Annotated in this window: 16 protein-coding genes and 1 pseudogene; 5 read left to right on the top strand and 12 right to left on the bottom strand. The window is 72.0% G+C overall.

The annotated features are described in order from the left end of the window. Positions 1-47 precede the first annotated feature (47 nt). From FB453_RS18860 to FB453_RS18835, 6 genes are all read right to left on the bottom strand, one after another. Positions 48-950 carry a sulfurtransferase gene (locus FB453_RS18860; protein WP_112699498.1) on the bottom strand — a complete coding sequence of 301 codons (903 nt, stop codon included), beginning with the start codon at positions 948-950 and terminating at the stop codon, positions 48-50. 19 nt (positions 951-969) lie between these two features. After that, positions 970-1416, bottom strand: coding sequence for an imidazolonepropionase-like domain-containing protein (locus tag FB453_RS18855; protein ID WP_145791949.1), 447 nt, complete (start codon positions 1414-1416; stop codon positions 970-972). Between the two features lie 2 nt (positions 1417-1418). Beyond that, positions 1419-2186 carry an SGNH/GDSL hydrolase family protein gene (locus FB453_RS18850; protein WP_112583954.1) on the bottom strand — a complete coding sequence of 256 codons (768 nt, stop codon included), beginning with the start codon at positions 2184-2186 and terminating at the stop codon, positions 1419-1421. Positions 2187-2359: 173 nt separating this feature from the next. Beyond that, positions 2360-3490 (bottom strand): LpqB family beta-propeller domain-containing protein, encoded by a 1131-nt coding sequence (locus tag FB453_RS18845; protein ID WP_145791946.1) that lies wholly within the window; start codon positions 3488-3490, stop codon positions 2360-2362. Positions 3491-3717: 227 nt separating this feature from the next. After that, the gene (locus FB453_RS18840) at positions 3718-4887 is read right to left on the bottom strand and encodes a tolB family protein (RefSeq protein WP_145791944.1); all 1170 of its coding nucleotides are present in this window, start codon (positions 4885-4887) and stop codon (positions 3718-3720) included. Beyond that, complete coding sequence (locus FB453_RS18835) at positions 4884-5414, bottom strand: SigE family RNA polymerase sigma factor (protein WP_112583951.1); 531 nt, start codon at positions 5412-5414, stop codon at positions 4884-4886. Before FB453_RS18835 ends, FB453_RS18840 begins: the two co-directional genes overlap by 4 nt. Positions 5415-5555: 141 nt before the next feature. Here FB453_RS18835 and FB453_RS18830 point away from each other — a divergent pair. From FB453_RS18830 to FB453_RS18815, 4 genes and pseudogenes are all read left to right on the top strand, one after another. Further along, positions 5556-7324, top strand: a pseudogene (locus FB453_RS18830) (proline--tRNA ligase). A 57-nt stretch (positions 7325-7381) separates the two neighbouring features. After that, positions 7382-7807 carry a CBS domain-containing protein gene (locus FB453_RS18825; RefSeq protein WP_145791941.1) on the top strand — a complete coding sequence of 142 codons (426 nt, stop codon included), beginning with the start codon at positions 7382-7384 and terminating at the stop codon, positions 7805-7807. Positions 7808-7842: 35 nt separating this feature from the next. Beyond that, positions 7843-8271, top strand: a complete 429-nt coding sequence (locus FB453_RS18820) for a SufE family protein (protein ID WP_091396456.1) — start codon at positions 7843-7845, stop codon at positions 8269-8271. A 20-nt stretch (positions 8272-8291) separates the two neighbouring features. Beyond that, entirely contained in the window at positions 8292-8933 is a 642-nt protein-coding gene (locus FB453_RS18815; RefSeq protein WP_145791939.1) for a DsbA family oxidoreductase, read from the top strand. Positions 8934-9007: 74 nt separating this feature from the next. Here FB453_RS18815 and FB453_RS18810 read toward each other — a convergent pair whose 3' ends face one another. The 6 genes from FB453_RS18810 to FB453_RS18785 form a co-directional block, all read right to left on the bottom strand. Beyond that, positions 9008-9556, bottom strand: coding sequence for a YbaK/EbsC family protein (locus tag FB453_RS18810; protein WP_091396461.1), 549 nt, complete (start codon positions 9554-9556; stop codon positions 9008-9010). Positions 9557-9651: 95 nt separating this feature from the next. Then, positions 9652-9846, bottom strand: coding sequence for a hypothetical protein (locus tag FB453_RS18805; RefSeq protein WP_030331904.1), 195 nt, complete (start codon positions 9844-9846; stop codon positions 9652-9654). Positions 9847-9883: 37 nt separating this feature from the next. Continuing rightward, positions 9884-10666 (bottom strand): NAD(P)H-binding protein, encoded by a 783-nt coding sequence (locus FB453_RS18800; protein WP_145791937.1) that lies wholly within the window; start codon positions 10664-10666, stop codon positions 9884-9886. 79 nt (positions 10667-10745) lie between these two features. Beyond that, positions 10746-11399 carry a GAP family protein gene (locus FB453_RS18795; protein ID WP_145791935.1) on the bottom strand — a complete coding sequence of 218 codons (654 nt, stop codon included), beginning with the start codon at positions 11397-11399 and terminating at the stop codon, positions 10746-10748. Between the two features lie 51 nt (positions 11400-11450). Further along, positions 11451-12839, bottom strand: coding sequence for an MFS transporter (locus FB453_RS18790; RefSeq protein WP_112583945.1), 1389 nt, complete (start codon positions 12837-12839; stop codon positions 11451-11453). 59 nt (positions 12840-12898) lie between these two features. Further along, the gene (locus tag FB453_RS18785) at positions 12899-13159 is read right to left on the bottom strand and encodes a hypothetical protein (protein ID WP_112583944.1); all 261 of its coding nucleotides are present in this window, start codon (positions 13157-13159) and stop codon (positions 12899-12901) included. A 218-nt stretch (positions 13160-13377) separates the two neighbouring features. Between FB453_RS18785 and FB453_RS18780 the strand changes: the two genes are divergently transcribed. Then, a complete protein-coding gene (locus FB453_RS18780; RefSeq protein WP_145792156.1) occupies positions 13378-17850 on the top strand; it encodes a cation-translocating P-type ATPase in 4473 nt (1490 codons plus the stop codon).

The raw sequence follows: 17850 nt of genomic DNA, 5'->3' as shown, positions 1-17850 counted from the left end.
AGGAAACCCGAGTCGATCACACGACGACCGACCGGTGGCCGGCTTGGTCAGACGGCCAGGCCGCCGGGCTGGTCGCCCTTGACGACTGGTGCCCGGACCAGGTTGCCCCACTCGGTCCACGAGCCGTCGTAGTTGCGCACCTGCGGGTAGCCCAACAGGTGCCGCAGCACGAACCAGGTGTGGCTGGACCGCTCGCCGATCCGGCAGTACGCGATCACGTCGTCGTCCGGGCTCAGCCCGAGCTGGTCGGCGTAGATCGCCTTCAGCTCGTCGGCCGACTTGAACGTGCCGTCCTCGTTGGCGGCGGACTTCCACGGCTTGCTGAGCGCGCCCGGGATGTGTCCACCGCGCAGCGCACCCTCCTGCGGGTAGTCCGGCATGTGCAGCATCTCGCCGGTGTACTCACCCGGCGAACGGACGTCGACAAGTGGCCGACCGGAGGCGACGTGCGCCATGACCTGCTCACGGAAGGCCCGCAGCGGCGCGTCGTCGCGCAGCGGCACCGGGTAGTCGGCGCGCGGGCGAGCCGGCTTGTCCCGGGTCACCTCGCGTCCCTCGGCGATCCACTTCTGCCGGCCGCCGTCGAGCAGTCGCACATCGGCGTGACCGAAGAGCGTGAAGACCCAGAGGGCGTACGCGGCCCACCAGTTGAAGTTGTCGCCGTAGAAGACGACAGTGTCGCCCCGGCCGATGCCCTTCGCGGCACACATCTCGGCGAAGCTCTTGGCGTCCAGGTAGTCCCGGGTCACCTGATCGTTCAGCTCCAGGTGCCAGTCGACCTTGACCGCACCGGGAATGTGACCGGATTCGTAGAGCAGCACGTCCTCGTCGGACTCGACGACGACGAGGCCCTCATCGCCCAGATGCTCGGCCAGCCACTCGGTGGTGACCAGCCGCTGCGGGTCCGCGTACGACTGGAGGCGGGGATCGGGATCGTTCGGCACAGACATGATCCCCAAGGTACGCCGTTCAGGCGCGACGGTGGGCGATCCGACCAGCGACGACGGTCACCAGACAGGTCCCGTCGACGCCGTGCACCGCGAGGTCGGCCCGCCCGGCCGACCGCAGCCTCGGCGCCACTGCGGTGCCCAGCACCAGCAGGTCGCCGCGCTCGGCGGCGGCCCGCAGGGCGGGGTCGGCAAGGTGTTCCGCCAGCACCGCCGTCACCCCGGTACGCAGCAGCGCGTGCACCCGCTCACGCGGGGTTGGGGCGGGCGGCAGCGGACGGTCGTGCAGCAGACCCGGCCCCAGCGTGCCGGGCCAGCGGCGAACCCGGGCGTTGGCGTACGCCGAACTCAGCTCGGCCAGCGGGCCGACGGCCTCGATCCGGTCGCCACTGACCAGCACGGCGTGGTCGGGCACCGACTCGCCGTCCCGGTCGCGGCGCAGCAGGGCCGCCGTGTGCAGAGTGAGCATGCTCAGTCGACGAGCGGGCCGAGTTGCGGGCGCTTCGCCGTCACCGTGTCGCCGGACGACCGACCGGTCAATCGCCGCTTCACCCAGGGGGCGAGGTACTGACCGGCCCACCGCAGGTCGGAAGCGCGGGCGGCCAGCCACGGCGACGGCGCCGGGTGCGGCGGAACCATCAGCCACTCCTCATCGCAACCAACCCCGAGGGCGTTCAACACCTGCCCGGCGACCCGTCGGTGCCCGGCCGGGGAGAGGTGCAGCCGGTCGGTGCTCCAGAGCATGGGGTTGAGGAACGTGTCGTCGGCGTACAGGTCGACCATGATGGCGCCGTGCCGCTCGGCGGTCTCGCCGACCGCCTGGTTGAGCAGCTGGACCCGGGGGGCGACGAGGCGTTGGCCGGGCAGTCGGGCCATCACGTCCGCAAACCGGAAGAGGAGCACGTCCGCGCCACCCGAGCGCAGTTGCCGGACCACCTCGTCGAAGCGGGCGACAAGCGTGTCCGGGTCGAAGGTGCGGCGCAGCACGTCGTTGCCACCGGCCGCGAAACTGATCAGGTCCGGCTTCATCGCCACGGCGGAGGGCACCTGCTCGGCGACCACGCTGGGGAAGAGCCGGCCCCGGATGGCCAGGTTCGCGTACCGGAAATCGGGCCCCGCGTCGGCGGCGAGCCGGGTCGCCACCAGGTCCGCCCAGCCCCGGAAGGTGCCGTCCGGGTACGCGTCGTCCATACCCTCGGTGAAGCTGTCCCCGACCGCGACAAAACTGCGCCAGCGCACCCGCGCCTCCCTCACGCCACTCGTTGCCTGCGGCGACCAGTCTGTCACCGCAGGAACGCCCGGCACCGCCCCGAATCCAGTACGTGTCGGAGGTCATTGCGCAGACGACGGGCGGAACCGGCCACCCCCGTGAGTGGCCGGTCCCTCGTACCCGGTGACGCCGCACCGGGAGCTCAGCCCAGCAGACCGCCCCACGGCTGGCCGGCGGGCACCGACGCGGTGGCCAGCACCCGGCCGCTGGCGGCGTACCGGACCAACCGGTACGCCGGCGCACCGTCGGCCGGCGTCGCCGCGTTGACCTGCACCACCGAGCCGCCGTCGGCCAGGACGACCCCGTCGATGGCTTCGCCGTGCCCGGTCGGCTGCTTCCACGCCGGGTCCAACGGCGCCAGCTCGGTGACGGCCCCGCTGACCGCGTCGAGCCGGTAGTTGCGGAACCGCTCGCTGCACCCACATCCCCCGGGGCTGGTCGTGTGGGCGCTGATCACCAGCGTCCGGCCGTTGCCGGAGATCGCCGCCACCCCACCAATGACGAGGCCGGCGGGGAGGCGCGGGCTGATCGCACGTCGGACGCCTCGCTCGTCCCCAATCGCCACGGTCTGCGCGCCGACCTGGGCGATCCATCCGCCGGACACCGTCGGACACTTCGGGTAGTGGGTGGCGAGCACCTTCTGCCCGGTCCCGTCGGCGTTGACGGCGATGAGGGTTATCTCCTTCTCCCGGCCCAGGCCGTACAGCACCCGCCCGGAGTCGAGCCAGCTCGGCGCGCAGGTCTGCTGGCCCTGGGTCGGGATGACGTGCCGCTTCGTACCGTCGAACCCGCTGATCACCAGCCGGCGGGCCGGCCCTTCCACCCAGGCCACCCGTCGGCCGTCGGGAGAGACGGCGAGCGGGCCGTTGAGGGCTTTGCCGTTCTCGGGACGACCCGAACGCACCAACTCCCACGTCCCAGCCGGGGTACGCCGCCAGATCCGGGCCGGGTCGTTCTGCTTCTGGCCGTGCTCCTCGGCGGTGTACCAGGTGAGCTGCGGCCACTGCGTCGAGCCGACGGCCGGGCGGGCCGGCGCGACGGCCGGTGCCGCATCCGGCACGGAGCCGCCGGTGCCGGCGGCCGAGGTGTCGCCGGCCGAGGGAGCGGCGGTGGCGGTGGCCGATTCGGCCGGAGCGGGCGCGGTCTTCGGGTCGGCGGTGCCGCAGGCCGCCGCACCGAATGCCAGGAGCAGCAGGGCGGCGGTACCGGCGAGCGCGCCGGAACGGCGGGCCGAGGCGGGACGGGTGGTGTGGGTGAACGGGCCGAGGTTCATCGTTTCCATCCTTTGTGGAGGCTTACCGTGCCTGACACCACCCAAGACGAGCCCCTGGCCCTGGCGAGTTGCCGCCGCGGCGCGCTACTACCTGACAGTCGGATCCGCTCGCACCGGCAACCTTTTCCGCAGTTCACCGACCGTGATCAACACTGGGCGGTCGACGGTTCGCAGACGCAGAATGGGCGGGTCACCCAAGGGTGACCCGCCCATCTCGCGCTGATCGGTCAGTCGACGACGGCCAGGATCTGCATGTCCTTCAGACTCGCCGGCTCAGCGGTCTCGGCGATCTTCCTGCCGTCCTCGTCCACCAGCAGCACCGCATACCCGCTACCGGACTGGACCCGCACGACCATCGACCCGTCGGTCTGGAAGTAGACCTGGTGCAGGGTGCGCCCACCCAACGGCAACGAGACCTGCTTGCCCGTACGGGTGTCCAGCACCACGTTGACCCGCAGATCGCGAGCCACGTCGCCGGCATCCCCATCCGGCTTGTGCCGCAGCAGCGCGACCAGCGAGCCATCCGGGGAGAGACTGACGACGTCGTCGGTTTGCCATCCGTCTTCGGAGAAGCCGGGGACGACTTCCTTCTTCGTGCCGTCCGCACCGTAGAGCGTGACCCCGTAGTCGATGGTCATGGCGATGGTCTCACCGTCCGCCGACCAGACGGCGTTGCATGCCTCTGGTCCGGTGGTCCACCAGCGCACGGTCTTTTCCGCCGAGCGCATGTTCAGCATGCCGAACCGACCGGGTCCGCCGGGTTCTGCCAACTCGCGGAACAGCAACTGCCGCCGGTCCGGCGACCAGGCCGCACCGACGCAATACGCACTGACATTCGAGCGGATCTTCTGCTTGTTCGAGCCGTCGGCGTCGGCGACGACAAGGTCGTTGTTGTCCTCCGCCCATGCCACCCGGTGGCCGTCTGACGAGACGCTCATCTTGCCCCTGAACGCGATATCGGGCAGTGCGAGAAGCCGCGTCGTACTGCCGCCGGGGCGCCAGGACCGCAGGTTCGCGGTCTTTACCCGGGCCACGCTGGCCGGGCCGTAGAAGAGCTTGCCGAACTGCACGGATGGGGTGTTCGTACCCGTCCCGCCGCTGGGCGGAGCCCCGGGGGTGTCGCCGGCGCTGGTGGACGGCGTCGGGGTGGGAGTCGGCGTCGGCGTCGCGGTGACCGACGGGGTGTCAGCCGGCAGCGGGGTCGGGGACTGGTCCGGTCGGATGGCGAAGGCGGTACCGGCCGCCGCGGCGATCAGCACGAGCGCGGCTGCCGACGTGGCCACGGCCCGTTGGATACCGAGCCGGCGGGACGTGCGCAACGTACGATCCCGCAGGTCGACCGCTGTGACCTCGTCGGCCAGGGCGGTCAGGTCGAGCCGGAGGCGCTGGTCGTTCATCGGGTACTCCCTTCCAGGACGTACAGCTCGGCGAGTTCGGGCGCAACGGTGCGCAGCCTGGCCAGTGACTTGGCCGTCTGGCTCTTCACAGTGCCGATCGTGACGCCGAGCAGGTCCGCCGCCTCCGCCTCGGTGCGGTCCTCGAAGAACCGCAGCACCAGCACGGCACGTTGCTTCGGGGAGAGCTTCGCCAGTGCCGCCCGCAGGGTGAGCCGCAAACTGGTCTGGTGGGCGTGGTCCGGGGCCGAGTCGCCTCCGCGTGGCTCGGGCAGGTCGCCCGGCATCGACTCGGGTACCCGGCGCCGACGCCACCAGGACACCTGTAGGTGGTACATGGTCTTGCGGGTGTACGCCTCGGCGTTGCCGCTGTGATGCAGGCGGTTCCAGGAGCGGTGGGTCCGGGCCAGGGCCGACTGGACGAGGTCCTCGGCCAGGTGCTGGTCGCCGGTGAGCAGGTAGGCCGAGCGCAGTAACGCCGGTGTGCGGGTACGGACGAACGAGTCGAACTCACTCAGCAGAGGGTCCACACGGGCCAATCCTTCAGGTCGGGGTACGAGGGCTTGGTGTCCTTGCAGACGCCGGCGACGGCGCCGATGGTTGCCGGTGTTGGGCCCGGTTCGGATCGAAATGGATCGCTCATCCTGCCGCACCGGCCGTAGGCTGCGCGGATGCTGCTACGCATGTCGACCCTGTTGCTGCGGACCCTGCGCGAGGATCCGGCCGACGCGGAGGTGCCGAGCCATCGGCTGCTGCTGCGCGCCGGCTACATCCGTCGTGCCGCACCGGGCGGCTACACCTGGCTGCCGCTGGGCAAGCTGGTGCTGGATCGGATCACCGAGGTCGTACGCGCCGAGCTGGTGACGATCGGCGACCAGGAGGTGCACTTCCCGGCGCTGCTGCCCGCCGAGCCGTACCGCACGAGTGGGCGGTGGACCGAGTACGGCGACGACATCTTCACCCTCGCCGACCGGCGCGGTGCCGAGCACCTGTTGGCGCCCACCCACGAGGAGATGGCGGCGCTGCTGGTCAAGGACCTGTTCACCTCATACCGGGACTTCCCGGTGACGCTGTTCCAGGTGCAGACGAAGTTCCGCGACGAGGCGCGGCCGCGGGCCGGGTTGCTGCGCGGCCGGGAGTTCCTGATGAAGGACGCGTACTCCTTCGACCTGGACGAGGCGGGGCTGCGGGAGGCGTACGGGCGGCATCGCGCCGCGTACCAGCGGATCTTCGACCGGTTGGGGCTGGACTACACGGTGGTGCAGGCGATGTCCGGCGCGATGGGCGGATCCGCGTCGGAGGAGTTCCTGGCGGCAACGCCGGTCGGCGAGGACACCTTCGTGGGCTGCACCTCCTGCGACTTCGCGGCGAACACCGAGGCGGTGGCCACACGGGTGCCGAGCGCCGGTGACCCGACCGCGCAGCCGGCCGTCGAGGTGCACGACACTCCGGAGACTCCGACGATCGCGAGCCTGGTGGAGTTGGCAAACGCGCGCCGGTTGGGCGGCCGGGACGGCTGGACCGCGGCCGACACCCTGAAGAACGTCGTGTTGTCAGTTCGTCAGCCGGGTGCCGACTGGGCCGAGCTGCTGGTCGTCGGGCTGCCCGGTGATCGGGAGGTCGACCTGAAGCGGGTCGGTGCCGCACTGCACCCGGCACAGGTGACCGTCTTCGAGGAGTGGGCCGAGCATCCGGAGCTGGTTCGCGGCTACATCGGACCGCAACTGCTCGACAAGCTGGGCATCCGCTACCTGGTCGACCCTCGGGTGGTGGCCGGGTCTGCCTGGCTGACCGGGGCGAACGAGCCGGGCCGACACGCGACCGACGTGGTGTGCGGACGGGACTTCACCCCCGACGGCACCATCGAGGCGGCCGACGTCCGCGCCGGCGCCCCTGCCCGGACTGCGAGGTGGGCGAGCTGACCATCCGGCGGGGCATCGAAATCGGGCACATTTTCCAGCTCGGCCGCCGCTTCACCGACGCCTTCGCTGTCGACGTGCTCGGGCCGGCCGGCAAGCCGGTCCGGCCGACAATGGGCTGCTACGGCATCGGGGTTTCCCGGGCGGTGGCGGCCGTCGCCGAGCAGCACCACGACGACCGAGGGCTGGTCTGGCCGGCGGCGGTCGCGCCATGTGACGTACACCTGGTGGTTGCGGGCAAGGGCCCGCAGCTCGACGCGGCGCTGGAGCTCGGCGGGCGTCTCGCCGCCGCCGGCCTGCGGGTGCTTGTCGACGACCGCACGCACGTCTCGGCCGGGGTCAAGTTCACCGACGCCGAGCTGATCGGCATCCCCCGGGCCGTCGTGGTCGGCCGCCGGCTCGCCGACGGGTACGTCGAGCTGCGCGAGCGGGCCGGTGACGGGCGTGCCGAGTTGCCGCTGGACGGTCTGGTGGATCGACTCGTCCACGAGGTACGCCACGAACGTGCGAGCCTGGTGTAGCTGTCGCGTCACGGGGTAGTGCAGTCGGATCGGGTGGAAACGTCTTCGGAGGCTCTCATGACCGGTTACCGGGTCAGTGACGTGATGACCAAGCAGGTCGTGTACCTGCCGGCCGAGACCACCCTGGACGAGGCGGCCAGAGTGATGAAGGAGGCCGACATCGGTGATGTGGTGGTCACCGACGGCGCCAGCCTCGCCGGCATGCTCACCGACCGGGACATCGTGGTGCGGGCCGTGGCGGAGAACAGCTCCCCTGCGGCCACCAGCATCGGCTCGATCGTCACCCGCGAGGTCGTCATGATCGAGCAGCACTGCACGGCGGGTGAGGCGGCGGCGCTCATGCGGGATCGGGGCATCCGACGCGTGCTGGTCTGTGACAGTGACCGCAAGCTGGTGGGGATCGTCTCGCTCGGCGACCTGGCCATGCAGCTCGACCCCACCAGCGCGCTCAGTGAGATCAGCGAGCAGTCGCCCACCGTGTGACCGGGGCCCCCGCACGACGGCGGTAGCCTCGACGCATGGCTGACATGCCGGCCCGACTGGCCGAGATCGTCGACGAGTTCGCCGCCGCGCCGCGCGACCTGGTGCTGGAGCTGCTCCTGGAGTATTCGGACGTCCTCCCGGCGCTGCCGGAGGGCACCGCGGAGCGCGAGGGCATGGAACAGGTGCCCGAGTGTCAGACGGCGTTCTTCCTGCGCGCCCGGGTGACCCCGGAGGGCACCGTGGAGACGCTCTTCGACTGCCCGCCGGAGGCGCCCACCACCCGGGCGTTCGCCGGGATCCTCGCCGAGGGGCTGGCGGGGGCGAGCGCCGAGCAGGTGCTGGCCGTGCCGGACGACCTCTATCAGCGAATGGGGCTGGCGCAGGCGATCAGCCCGCTGCGCATTCGCGGCGGCACGGCGATCCTGGGCCGTCTCAAGCGGCAGATCCGGGAACAACTCGGCTGACCGCGAGGTTGGCACCGATCATGGAGATCGAGATCTACGCGGACGTCATCTGCCCGTGGTGCTACATCGGCAAGCGCCGCCTGGATCAGGCCCTCGCCAGCTACAAGGGTGAGGTGACGGTGCGCTACCGGCCGTTCCAGCTCGACCCGTCGCCGGTGCCACAGCCCCAGCCGCTGGTGGAGGCGCTGGCCGGCAAGTTCGGCGGCCCGGAGCGCGCCCGGCAGATGGTCGACCACGTGACCCAGGTCGCGGCGGCCGACGGGCTGCGGCTCGACTACGACCGCGCGGTGATCGCCAACACCTTCGAGGCGCACCGGTTGGTCTCCTGGGCGACCGACCAGGGCAGGGCGGCCGAGATGGTGGAGGCGCTCTACCAGGCGCACTTCAACCACGGGGTCGACGTCGGCTCGCGGGAGGCGCTGGCCACCCTGGCCGCTGGGATCGGCCTGGACGCGGCCGAGGCACGCCGGTTCCTCGACTCCGACGAGCGCGTCGCCGACGTCGCCGCCGACCTGGCCGCCGCCCGGGATCTGGGCATCACCAGCGTGCCGACCTTCGTGCTGGCCGGAAAGTACGCGGTCTCCGGTGCGCAGGAGGTGCAGACGCTGCTCGCCGCGTTCGCCGAGGTCGAGCAGCGCGAGTCCGCAGCGCACTCACACTGAGTCACCGACGTCCGGGCGTCCGGCATCGATGATCACGATGTTTCACGTGCAACAACATCGATGCCGATGCCTGGTCAGACCGGCCTGGCCAGCCCCTCCACCACCTGGGCTCCCGGCAGCGCGCCCAACGCCGGCCCCGGCAGCGCTATCTTGCTGTGCCGTACGCCGGACCCGACGATCACGTGCGGTGTGGCGATGACGCGCGCGTCCACCAGGATCGGCCACTGCGCCGGCAGTCCGATCGGGGTGATGCCGCCGTACTCCATGCCGGTCAACTCGACAGCGTCGTCCATCGGGGCAAAGCTCGCCTTGCGGACGTCCAGCGCCCGGCGGGCCACCCCGTTCACGTCGGCCCGCGTGGTGGCCAGGATGATGCAGGCCGCGTAGCGGACCACGCCCTCGCGCTTGCCCGCCACCACGACACAGTTGGCCGACACGTCCAACCCCACCTCGTACGCCGCGCAGAACGCCGCGGTGTCGGCGAGGTCGGCGTCGATCGGCGCGACCAGCACGTCGTTGACGTCCACCGGCGCGTCGGCCGGCCACTGCGCGATGGCCTCCGCGACCGGCGGGGCGAGCAGATCCAGGCGGGCGCGGGCCGGTTCGGTCTTCAGCGTTCCCATCACGGGTGCGATCCTCGCATCCGCGACGCTGAACCGCCCAGCGGCTCCCCGACCCCCCGGTGACGCCACCGGCCCGGGCCGGATCGATCCGGTGCTCAACTGCCGGCGAGGAAGGCGTTGTCGCGCATGAAGGAGCGGTCGCGGGCAGCCGCCAACTCCTCCTCGCGCTGGGCCTTGGCCCGTTGCAGCTCCAGATCCTCGAAGGCGTGCCGGACACCCAGCCGGATCACGCCGTAGAGGAAGACGAAGCCGAAGACGTAGAGGATCACAGTGGTGACGACAGCGAACATGGCGTCACGGTAAGACGAACGTGAACCGTTGTTGCTCTCATTTCCGGCCGGTTCCCCCGTACGTGTCGGCCAGGTGGTCGGCCCAGGTTCGTACGCCCCGGGGCAGCGCCTCGGTGGCCAGACCGCCGGCCCGCAGCTCGCGACCGAGTCGGCCGGGAATCCGCACCGGCAGCAAGGGTCGGCGCGAGCCTCGGGCCGCTCGCCAAGCCCGGGCGGCCTCGTCGAAGCGGAGCATCTGCGGCCCACCCAGCTCCTCGATGCCGCCCAACGGGCCGGCGACCAGTCGGGCCGCCAGCCGCGCCGCCACCTCGCGCGGGTCGACCGGTTGGGCGAGCACCGCCCGGTCCCCGATCACCGGGCCCAGCCGCGCGCTGGCGGTCAGCATGTCGTCCAGGAACTGGGGAAACTGGGTGGCCCGCAGCACCGACCAGGGCACCGGACCGGCCGCGATCACCTGCTCGGCGGCGAGCTTGTGGCGGTAGTACGGGATCGGCACCCGATCAACCCCGACGATCGAGATGTAGACGATGTGTCGGACACCGGCCGTGCCGGCGGCCACCACCAGTCGGTGGGTGCCCAACACGTCCACCTGGTAGGTCTGCCGACCCCGAGGCGCCGACGCCAGGTGCAGCACGGCGTCCACCCCGGTCACCGCCTCGGTCAGCCCGTCCCCGGTGGCCAGGTCGGACACCACCCACTCCACGTCCGAGCCGGCGGGCGGTCTGCGGCTGGTGGCCCGGACGCTGATCCGATCGTCGCGCAACCGGCCCAGCACCGCACGGCCCAGATTGCCAGACGCCCCGGTGATCAGAACCTTCATCTCGTCCTCCTGCGAACCCGTCCGACCCTTACCTCGTGTCGACGAAACGACACGGCATCCCGTGACGGCGGGCGGCCGCTCACCCCGAGCGGATCAGGTCCAACACGGTGAGCAGCGCGAAGAACGCGATCACGATCTCGTTGACGATCCAGGCGTGCCCCTCGGCCCAGTCCCGCATCCGGGTCAGCACCCGCGAGGCGCGGCTCCCCAGCAGCAGCAACGCCAGCAGGGGAAGCGCGAGCAGGAGCACTGTGAGCAGCACGAACGGCACCAGGTGCCACCACGGCAGATCATGTCGGGCCACACTCGCACCGACGGTGGCCATGGTCAGGTCGTCGGTCGGCGTCGCCACGAAGAGCAGCGCACCCAGCCGCAGCGCCTGCGGCGGACCGGCATGCTCGATGCTCCCCAGCCAGCGCGGTGGTCCGGAACGGTCCCGGCGCACCCAGATCAGCACGGCCAGGCACACCAGCAGAGCCAGCACCACCAGGTCGATGGCGGGGCCGCGATCGACTTTCCCGGCCACGGCACTGGCGTCGGCGGCCACCCCACCCACCAGCTTGGCCAACAACCAGGCCACCGTCACCCCGGCGGCGACCACCAGCCCCGCGCCGGCGAGGAAGCCCAGCGACGCCGCCCGGGGCCGATCCGACGAAGCCAGGAAGACCGCCACCACCAACTGCGTCCCGGCAACCATGACCACGGCGAGGGGCAGCACGGTCAGGAAGTTCATCGCCCGCCATCCTTCCGGCACGAGCGGGCGGGACGCGGCGGAATCCGCGGATCACCCGGCCTGTCGCACACCCCCGTCCACCACGACCCGGCCGGCGAGCAACGCCCCGAGCAGCGCCAGCCCCGCGGTCACCACGAGCGTCGTCGTGTAGCTGGCCGGGCCCGGCGCGCTTCCTGCCGCCAACACGGCCCCGGTCAGCGCGAGCACTGTCGCCGCGAAGAGGGAGTCGCTCAGTTGCAGTGACGAGCTGTTGCGGCCCTGCTCACCCGGCGCGGACAACTCCAGGGTGAGCACCGACAACGGCGGATAGAGCAACCCCATGCCCAGACCGGCGATCGCCCAACCGGCCACGGCGACGGCCACCGGCAGCTCGGGCCGGACGGCCAGCGCCACAGTGGCGGTGCCGACGGTGATGCAGCTCAGCCCGGCGCGCGGCAGGCTGGCCCGCGACGCCGGCACCGGGATCCGGCCCTGCAACCAGGAGCCCGCCGACCATGCCAGCGCCCCGACAGTGAGGACCAGCCCGGCCGCGGTCGGCGAGAGGCCCCGTTCCCGGGAGAGCATCAACGGGATGACCACCTCGCTGCCGACGAAGGCCGCCGACGCCAGGCCACGCAGCCCCACGACGGTGGGCAGCCCCCGTGCTGCCCGAAGGAACCCGGCCGGCAGCAGGCGTGGGGCACAGACCAACAGGCCGACCACGGCGAACGCGACCAGCACCAGGGCCGTGGCGCCGCGCTGCTGCCCCCCGATGTGCAGCAGTGCGGCACTCACCGCGGCCCCGCACGCCCAACCGATCCGCGCGGCCGCACCCGTCGGCGGGCTCGTCGCCGCACTCCGGCCCAGCGACCGCAGGCCGGGATGGATCAGCAGCCCCGCCGGCACCGCCACCGCCGGCACCGCCAGGAAGACCCACCGCCAGCCCAGATGCTGCACGATCAGGCCGGCAACCGCCGGCCCGACCAGCGACGGTACGACCCACGCCGCCGCGAACGCCGCGAAGATCCGCCGGTGCAGGTCCTGCGGGTACGCCTGCCCGACGATCACGTAGAGCGCCACCGAGAGCAGCCCGGAGCCGAAACCCTGCACGACCCGCCCGACGACCAGCGCGCTCATCACGGGGGCGGTCCCGGCGATCAGCAACCCGACCACGAACCAGGCGACGCCGTGCCACATCGGCCCCTTCGGACCCCGGGCGTCGCACCAGATGCCGGAGACCACCATGGCCAGCACACCGGTGGCGAACGGGCCACCGAACGCGATCCCGTAGAGCGCCAGCCCGTCCAGGCTGCGCGCGACGGTCGGCATCGCCGTACCGACCGCCAACGCCTCGAACGCGAGGAGTGAGATCAGCGCGACGCTGCCCACCGTCATCGCGCGCAGCCGGGGTGCGAAGAGTCCCGGTGCGGCGGGTGTGGCGGTGACTGCTGTGCTCGGCATCGACCGAGCATGCGACTTCAACCCTGATTCATGTCAACCGTCCGGTGACCCGGCTCTCGTCAGGCGTCCTGCAACGCCTCCCCGACACCGCGCACCAGTCCGGAAAAATGCTGGTCTGCCAGCAGGTGACCAGCGGTGATCACCACAGCGATCGGCCACTCGATGACCTGTAGCGCGGCGAGCACTCCGAGCCCTGCGTAGTAGGCGACCTTGTCCGGTGGCGGCACCGCCACCTCGCCCAGCATCGGCAGTTGCACCCGCCGGTTGTACATCTTGACGTTCTCCCGCGAACCGTTGAGATGTCGCGTCAGCGTGCTCATGCCGGCCTCCCCATGTCCGGTGATGGTCGTCGCGTTCCACGGCCCATCCCGTCCATGCGTCAGCGACGGCGCAAAATACCGCCGCTCAGGGGGCATAACGGATGGCAGGTCGGGAAGCCAGGCCGCCGGACGTGAGTGCGGTGGGAGGACGACATGGCCAAGGTCAGGACGAGCGGCAACAGGGAGCCGGGCCGGCGCCCGTCCAGCCGTACGCCTCGATGACGGCGGCGGGCCGCGCTGCTGGCCGCATCCTGCCGTCCTTCGGTGTGCCGCACCTGGTCGGAGAGGCGTCCCGGTCGGTCAGCTCGGCCGCAGTCCGGCTGGCACGGACGGCCGGGCTGGCGCGGCGTCGGGTCTGGTCCCGGCCGGGCCGGCACCACATCGAGGTGCACGGTGTCTGCCAGGACGGTGGCAATCGGCTGGCCCGTCAGGTGGAGGACGCGCTGGAGCAAATGCCCGGGGTGGCCTGGGCCCGGGTCAACGCACCATCCGGCCGGGTGGTGGTCGCCGTCCAGACCCCAGAGCCGACGTTGCGCGACCTGATCGCCACTATCGACCGCGTCGAGCGGACCTGCGACCACGAACCCGACCCGGAGATCCCACCGCCGCACCCACCGGAGGAAGGGCCTCGCACCCCGCGCACCCTCGGCGCGCTCGCCTCGGACGCACTTGGCCTGACCATCTCGGCGGCCACCCGGATCCTGCCGTTCGCACCGCTGCCCGGTGAGGTGGCCGGCCTGCTCTCCGCAGTGGATCTCCAGCCGAAACTGCATGAGTTCATCGGCAAACGCCTGCGCTCCGACCCGCGCGCCGACATCCTGTTTCCGCTGGCCGAGGCGGTGGTGCAGGGCTTGACCGGCCGCTGGACGGGCATCGTCCTGGACGGCGCCCAACGGGTCGTGCAGTGGGGTGAGGATCGGGCCCAACTCTCCGCCTGGGAGAAGGCCGAACCACGGCTGACCGGCGACGCCGAACGGGCCGCCGCCCGCTGGCCGGTGATCGAACGTCCACGGCCGAAGCCGGACGGCCCGGTCGAGCGGTACATCAACCGGATGCTCGCCGCCGGTGCGGCCGCCGGCGCGGCGGCGGTGCCGTTCGCCGGGCCGAAGCGGGCCACCGCGCTGGGCCTGTCCGCGCTGCCGAAGGCGCCGGGCAGCGGCCGCGAGGGGTACGCGGCTCAGCTCGGCCGGATGCTGGCCCGGCGTGGTGTGATCGCGATGGACCGGAGTGTGCTGCGCGAACTGGACCGGATCGACACGCTCGTGCTCGACGCCGCCGTGCTCGGCTCGGACCGGGGCGTCCTGGCCGATCTGGCACCGGCGTCCGACGCGGACGTCGACCAGGTGGCCGAGTGGGCCTTCGCCTTGTTCGACCCGGACGACCCGGCCGCTTCCCGTACGGCGGACGGCTGGCGGCTCGGGCCGCTGGACCGGATGCCCGCAAACGATCCGGACGACATCCCGGACGCGGCCCGGCTGCGTTCCGCCGGCGGGCAACTCCTCGGCCTCGCCCACGGCGACCGGCTCGCCGCCCTGTTGCGGGTCGAGCCGGAACCCGCGCCCGGCGTCGACGGCCTGCCCTCCGCCGCCCGACACGCCGGCCTGCGGCTGGTCGTCGCCGGCGGCGACGAGCAACGGTACGGCTTCGCCGACGCGATGCTCCCCGGCGGGGACCAGTTGGCCGAGTCGGTACGCGCGTTGCAGCGCGACGGCGCGGTGGTGATGCTGGTTTCCGCGGACCGGAAGGCGCTCGGCGCGTCCGACTGCGGTCTCGGGTTCGCCGCGCCGGAGGAGCTGCCGCCGTGGGGCGCGCACCTGCTGGTCGGTGCCGACCTGCGAGTGGTGGCCCTGGTGATCGAGGCGACCGGGGTGGCTCGGCGTACGGCCCAGCAGAACATCCGGCTGGCCATGGCCGGCACCGGTCTCGGGGCGCTGGGCGCGTTCACGGCCCCGCCGACCGAGCTGCCCGGCCGGGCGCTCGTCGCGGTCAACGGCGCGGCCGGGCTGGCCTTCGCCAACGGGGTCTGGCAGGCCCGCCGGTTGCACGACCAGTCGGACACCCCGGCGCCCGTGGCAACCGCCTGGCACCTGATGCCGGTCGGCACCGTGCTCGACCACCTGCGCTCCACCCCCGACGGCCTGGGCAGCGCCGAAGCGCAACGCCGACACCACGGCGCTGGCGGAAACGGCAATGCCGGGCCGGGGAGCGGAGGGCTGCTGCGTGCCTTCGTGGACGAGTTGTCCAACCCGCTCACCCCGGTGCTGGTGGCCGGGGCGGTGCTCTCCGCGTCGTTCGGATCGCTGGTCGACGCCGCCCTGGTGGGCAGCGTCGTCGGTGGGTCCGCCCTGATCGGGGCGGTGCACGAACGAAACACCGAACGGTCACTGGCCGAACTCCTGTCCCGTTCGGCGGTGACCGCACGGGTCCGCCGCGACGGGGCCGAGCAGGTTCTCGCCGCCGAGGACCTGGTCCTCGGAGACGTCATCACCCTTGAGCCGGGCGACTCGGTGCCCGCCGACTGCCGGGTGCTCGAGTCGGTGGGCCTGGAGGCGGACGAGTCGTCGCTGACCGGCGAGTCGCTGCCCGTCGCCAAGTCCAACCGACCGGTGGTGGCCGCCGCCATCGCCGACCGACACTCGATGCTCTACGAGGGCACCACCGTCGCCGCCGGGCACGGCACTGCTGTGGTGGTGGCGACCGGGTCGGACACCGAATCCGGCCGCAGCCTCGCCCTGGTCAAGCAGGACCCGCCGGCCAGTGGAGTGGAAGCTCGGCTCGGCTCGTTGACCAGCGCCGCGATCCCGTTGGCGGCTGGTTCCGCCGTGGCGGTGGCCGGCGCGGGCCTGCTTCGAGGCGTACCCCTGGCCGAAACGGCGGCGACCGCCGCGAACCTCGCCGTGGCGTCGGTGCCGGAGGGGCTGCCGTTCCTGGTCAGCGCAGCGCAGCTGGCCGCGGCCCGGCGGCTGGCCGAGCACGGCGCGTTGGTCCGCAACCCGCGCACCATCGAGGCGCTGGGCCGGGTGGACGTGCTCTGCTTCGACAAGACCGGCACCCTCACCGAGGGCCAGTTGCTGCTAGCCGGGGTCGGCGACAGCGTCGGCGACCGGTACGCCCCGTTGGACCGGTTGGACGACCGGCTCCGGATGACGCTGGCCGCGGCGCTGCGGGCCACCCCCGCCGCGAAGAATCCGGAGGAATTGGCGTTGCAGACCGACCGGGCGGTCCGGCGGGGCGCCGGGGAGGCCGGGGTGGTGGAGCAGACCGGCGCCGCCGGGTGGCGGGCCGCCGGAGGGCTGCCGTTCGAGCCGTCCCGCGGCTACCACGCGAGCATCGGACAGACCGACGGTCACCTGTTGTTGAGCGTCAAGGGTGCTCCGGAGACGGTGCTGCCGCGCTGTTCGTCCCGACGCATGGACGGTCGTCAGGAGCCGCTGGACGACGCCGGCCGCGCAGAGCTGGAGCGGATGCTCGCCGACCGGGCCGGCGCGGGAAACCGGATCCTGGCCGTCGCGGAGTGCCCGGTGAACGATCCGACAGTGACCGACGGGGACGTTCGAGGACTGACCTTCGTGGGCTTCCTGGCCCTCGCGGACGGTGTCCGGGAGAGCGCCGCCCCGGCGGTACGCCGGATCCGGCAGGCCGGCGTGCACACCATCATGATCACTGGTGATCATCCGGCCACCGCCGAGGCGATCGCGGCCACCATCAGTGAGCACGACGAACAGCGGGTGGTCACCGCCGCTGAACTCGACCAACTGGACGACGACGCGCTCGCCGAGCGGTTGGCCAACACCGACGTGGTGGCCCGCTGCACCCCGGCCCACAAGGTGCGGATCATTCAGGCGTTGCAGAAGTGCGGGCGGACGGTGGCGATGACCGGCGACGGTGCCAACGACGCCCCGGCGATCCGGCTGGCCGACGTCGGCATCGCCCTCGGCCAACGGGGCACCCCGGCCGCACGGGCCGCGGCCGACCTGGTGGTCACCGACGACCGGCTGGAGACCATCATCGCCACCCTGATCGAGGGGCGGGCCATGTGGTCGTCGGTGCGGCACGCGCTCAGCATCCTGGTCGGCGGCAACCTCGGCGAGATCGCGTTCAGTGTGCTCACCGCCGCGGCGACGGGCCGCTCGGCGCTCACCGGACGACAACTGCTGCTGGTCAACCTGCTCACCGACCTGGCGCCGGCGCTGGCCATCGCGGTCCGGCCACCCGCGTCGGACCGCACCGACGCGCTGCTGCGGGAGGGCCCGGACAAGGCGCTCGGCGAGAGCCTCACCAGGGAGATCGGGCTGCGGGCGGCAGCCACCACGCTGGGCGCGACAGCGGGCTGGACGTTGGCCCGCTACACCGGACGCCGTCAGCGGGCCGGCACTGTCGCCCTGGTCTCCCTGGTCGGCACCCAACTCGGGCAGACCATCCTGGCCGGCGGCACCAGCCCGGCCGTGCTGGCCTCCACGGCGGCGTCACTGGGAGTCCTGGTCGTGGTGGTGCAGACCCCGGGGGTGAGTCAGTTCTTCGGCTGCACCCCGCTCGGGCCGGTGGGCTGGACCATCGGGGCCGGTTCGGCGCTCGGCGCGACCTTCGCCAACGGCGCGCTCACCAAGCTGATGGAACACCTCCCGGAGGCCCGTCCCAACCGGTCCGGCTCCGGTGCCGAGCCCGCGGCGGACGGTGGTTCCGCCGACTGA

The organism is Micromonospora sp. CNZ322 (assembly GCF_007827755.1).
This window is presented reverse-complemented; position numbering and strand designations above follow the sequence as displayed.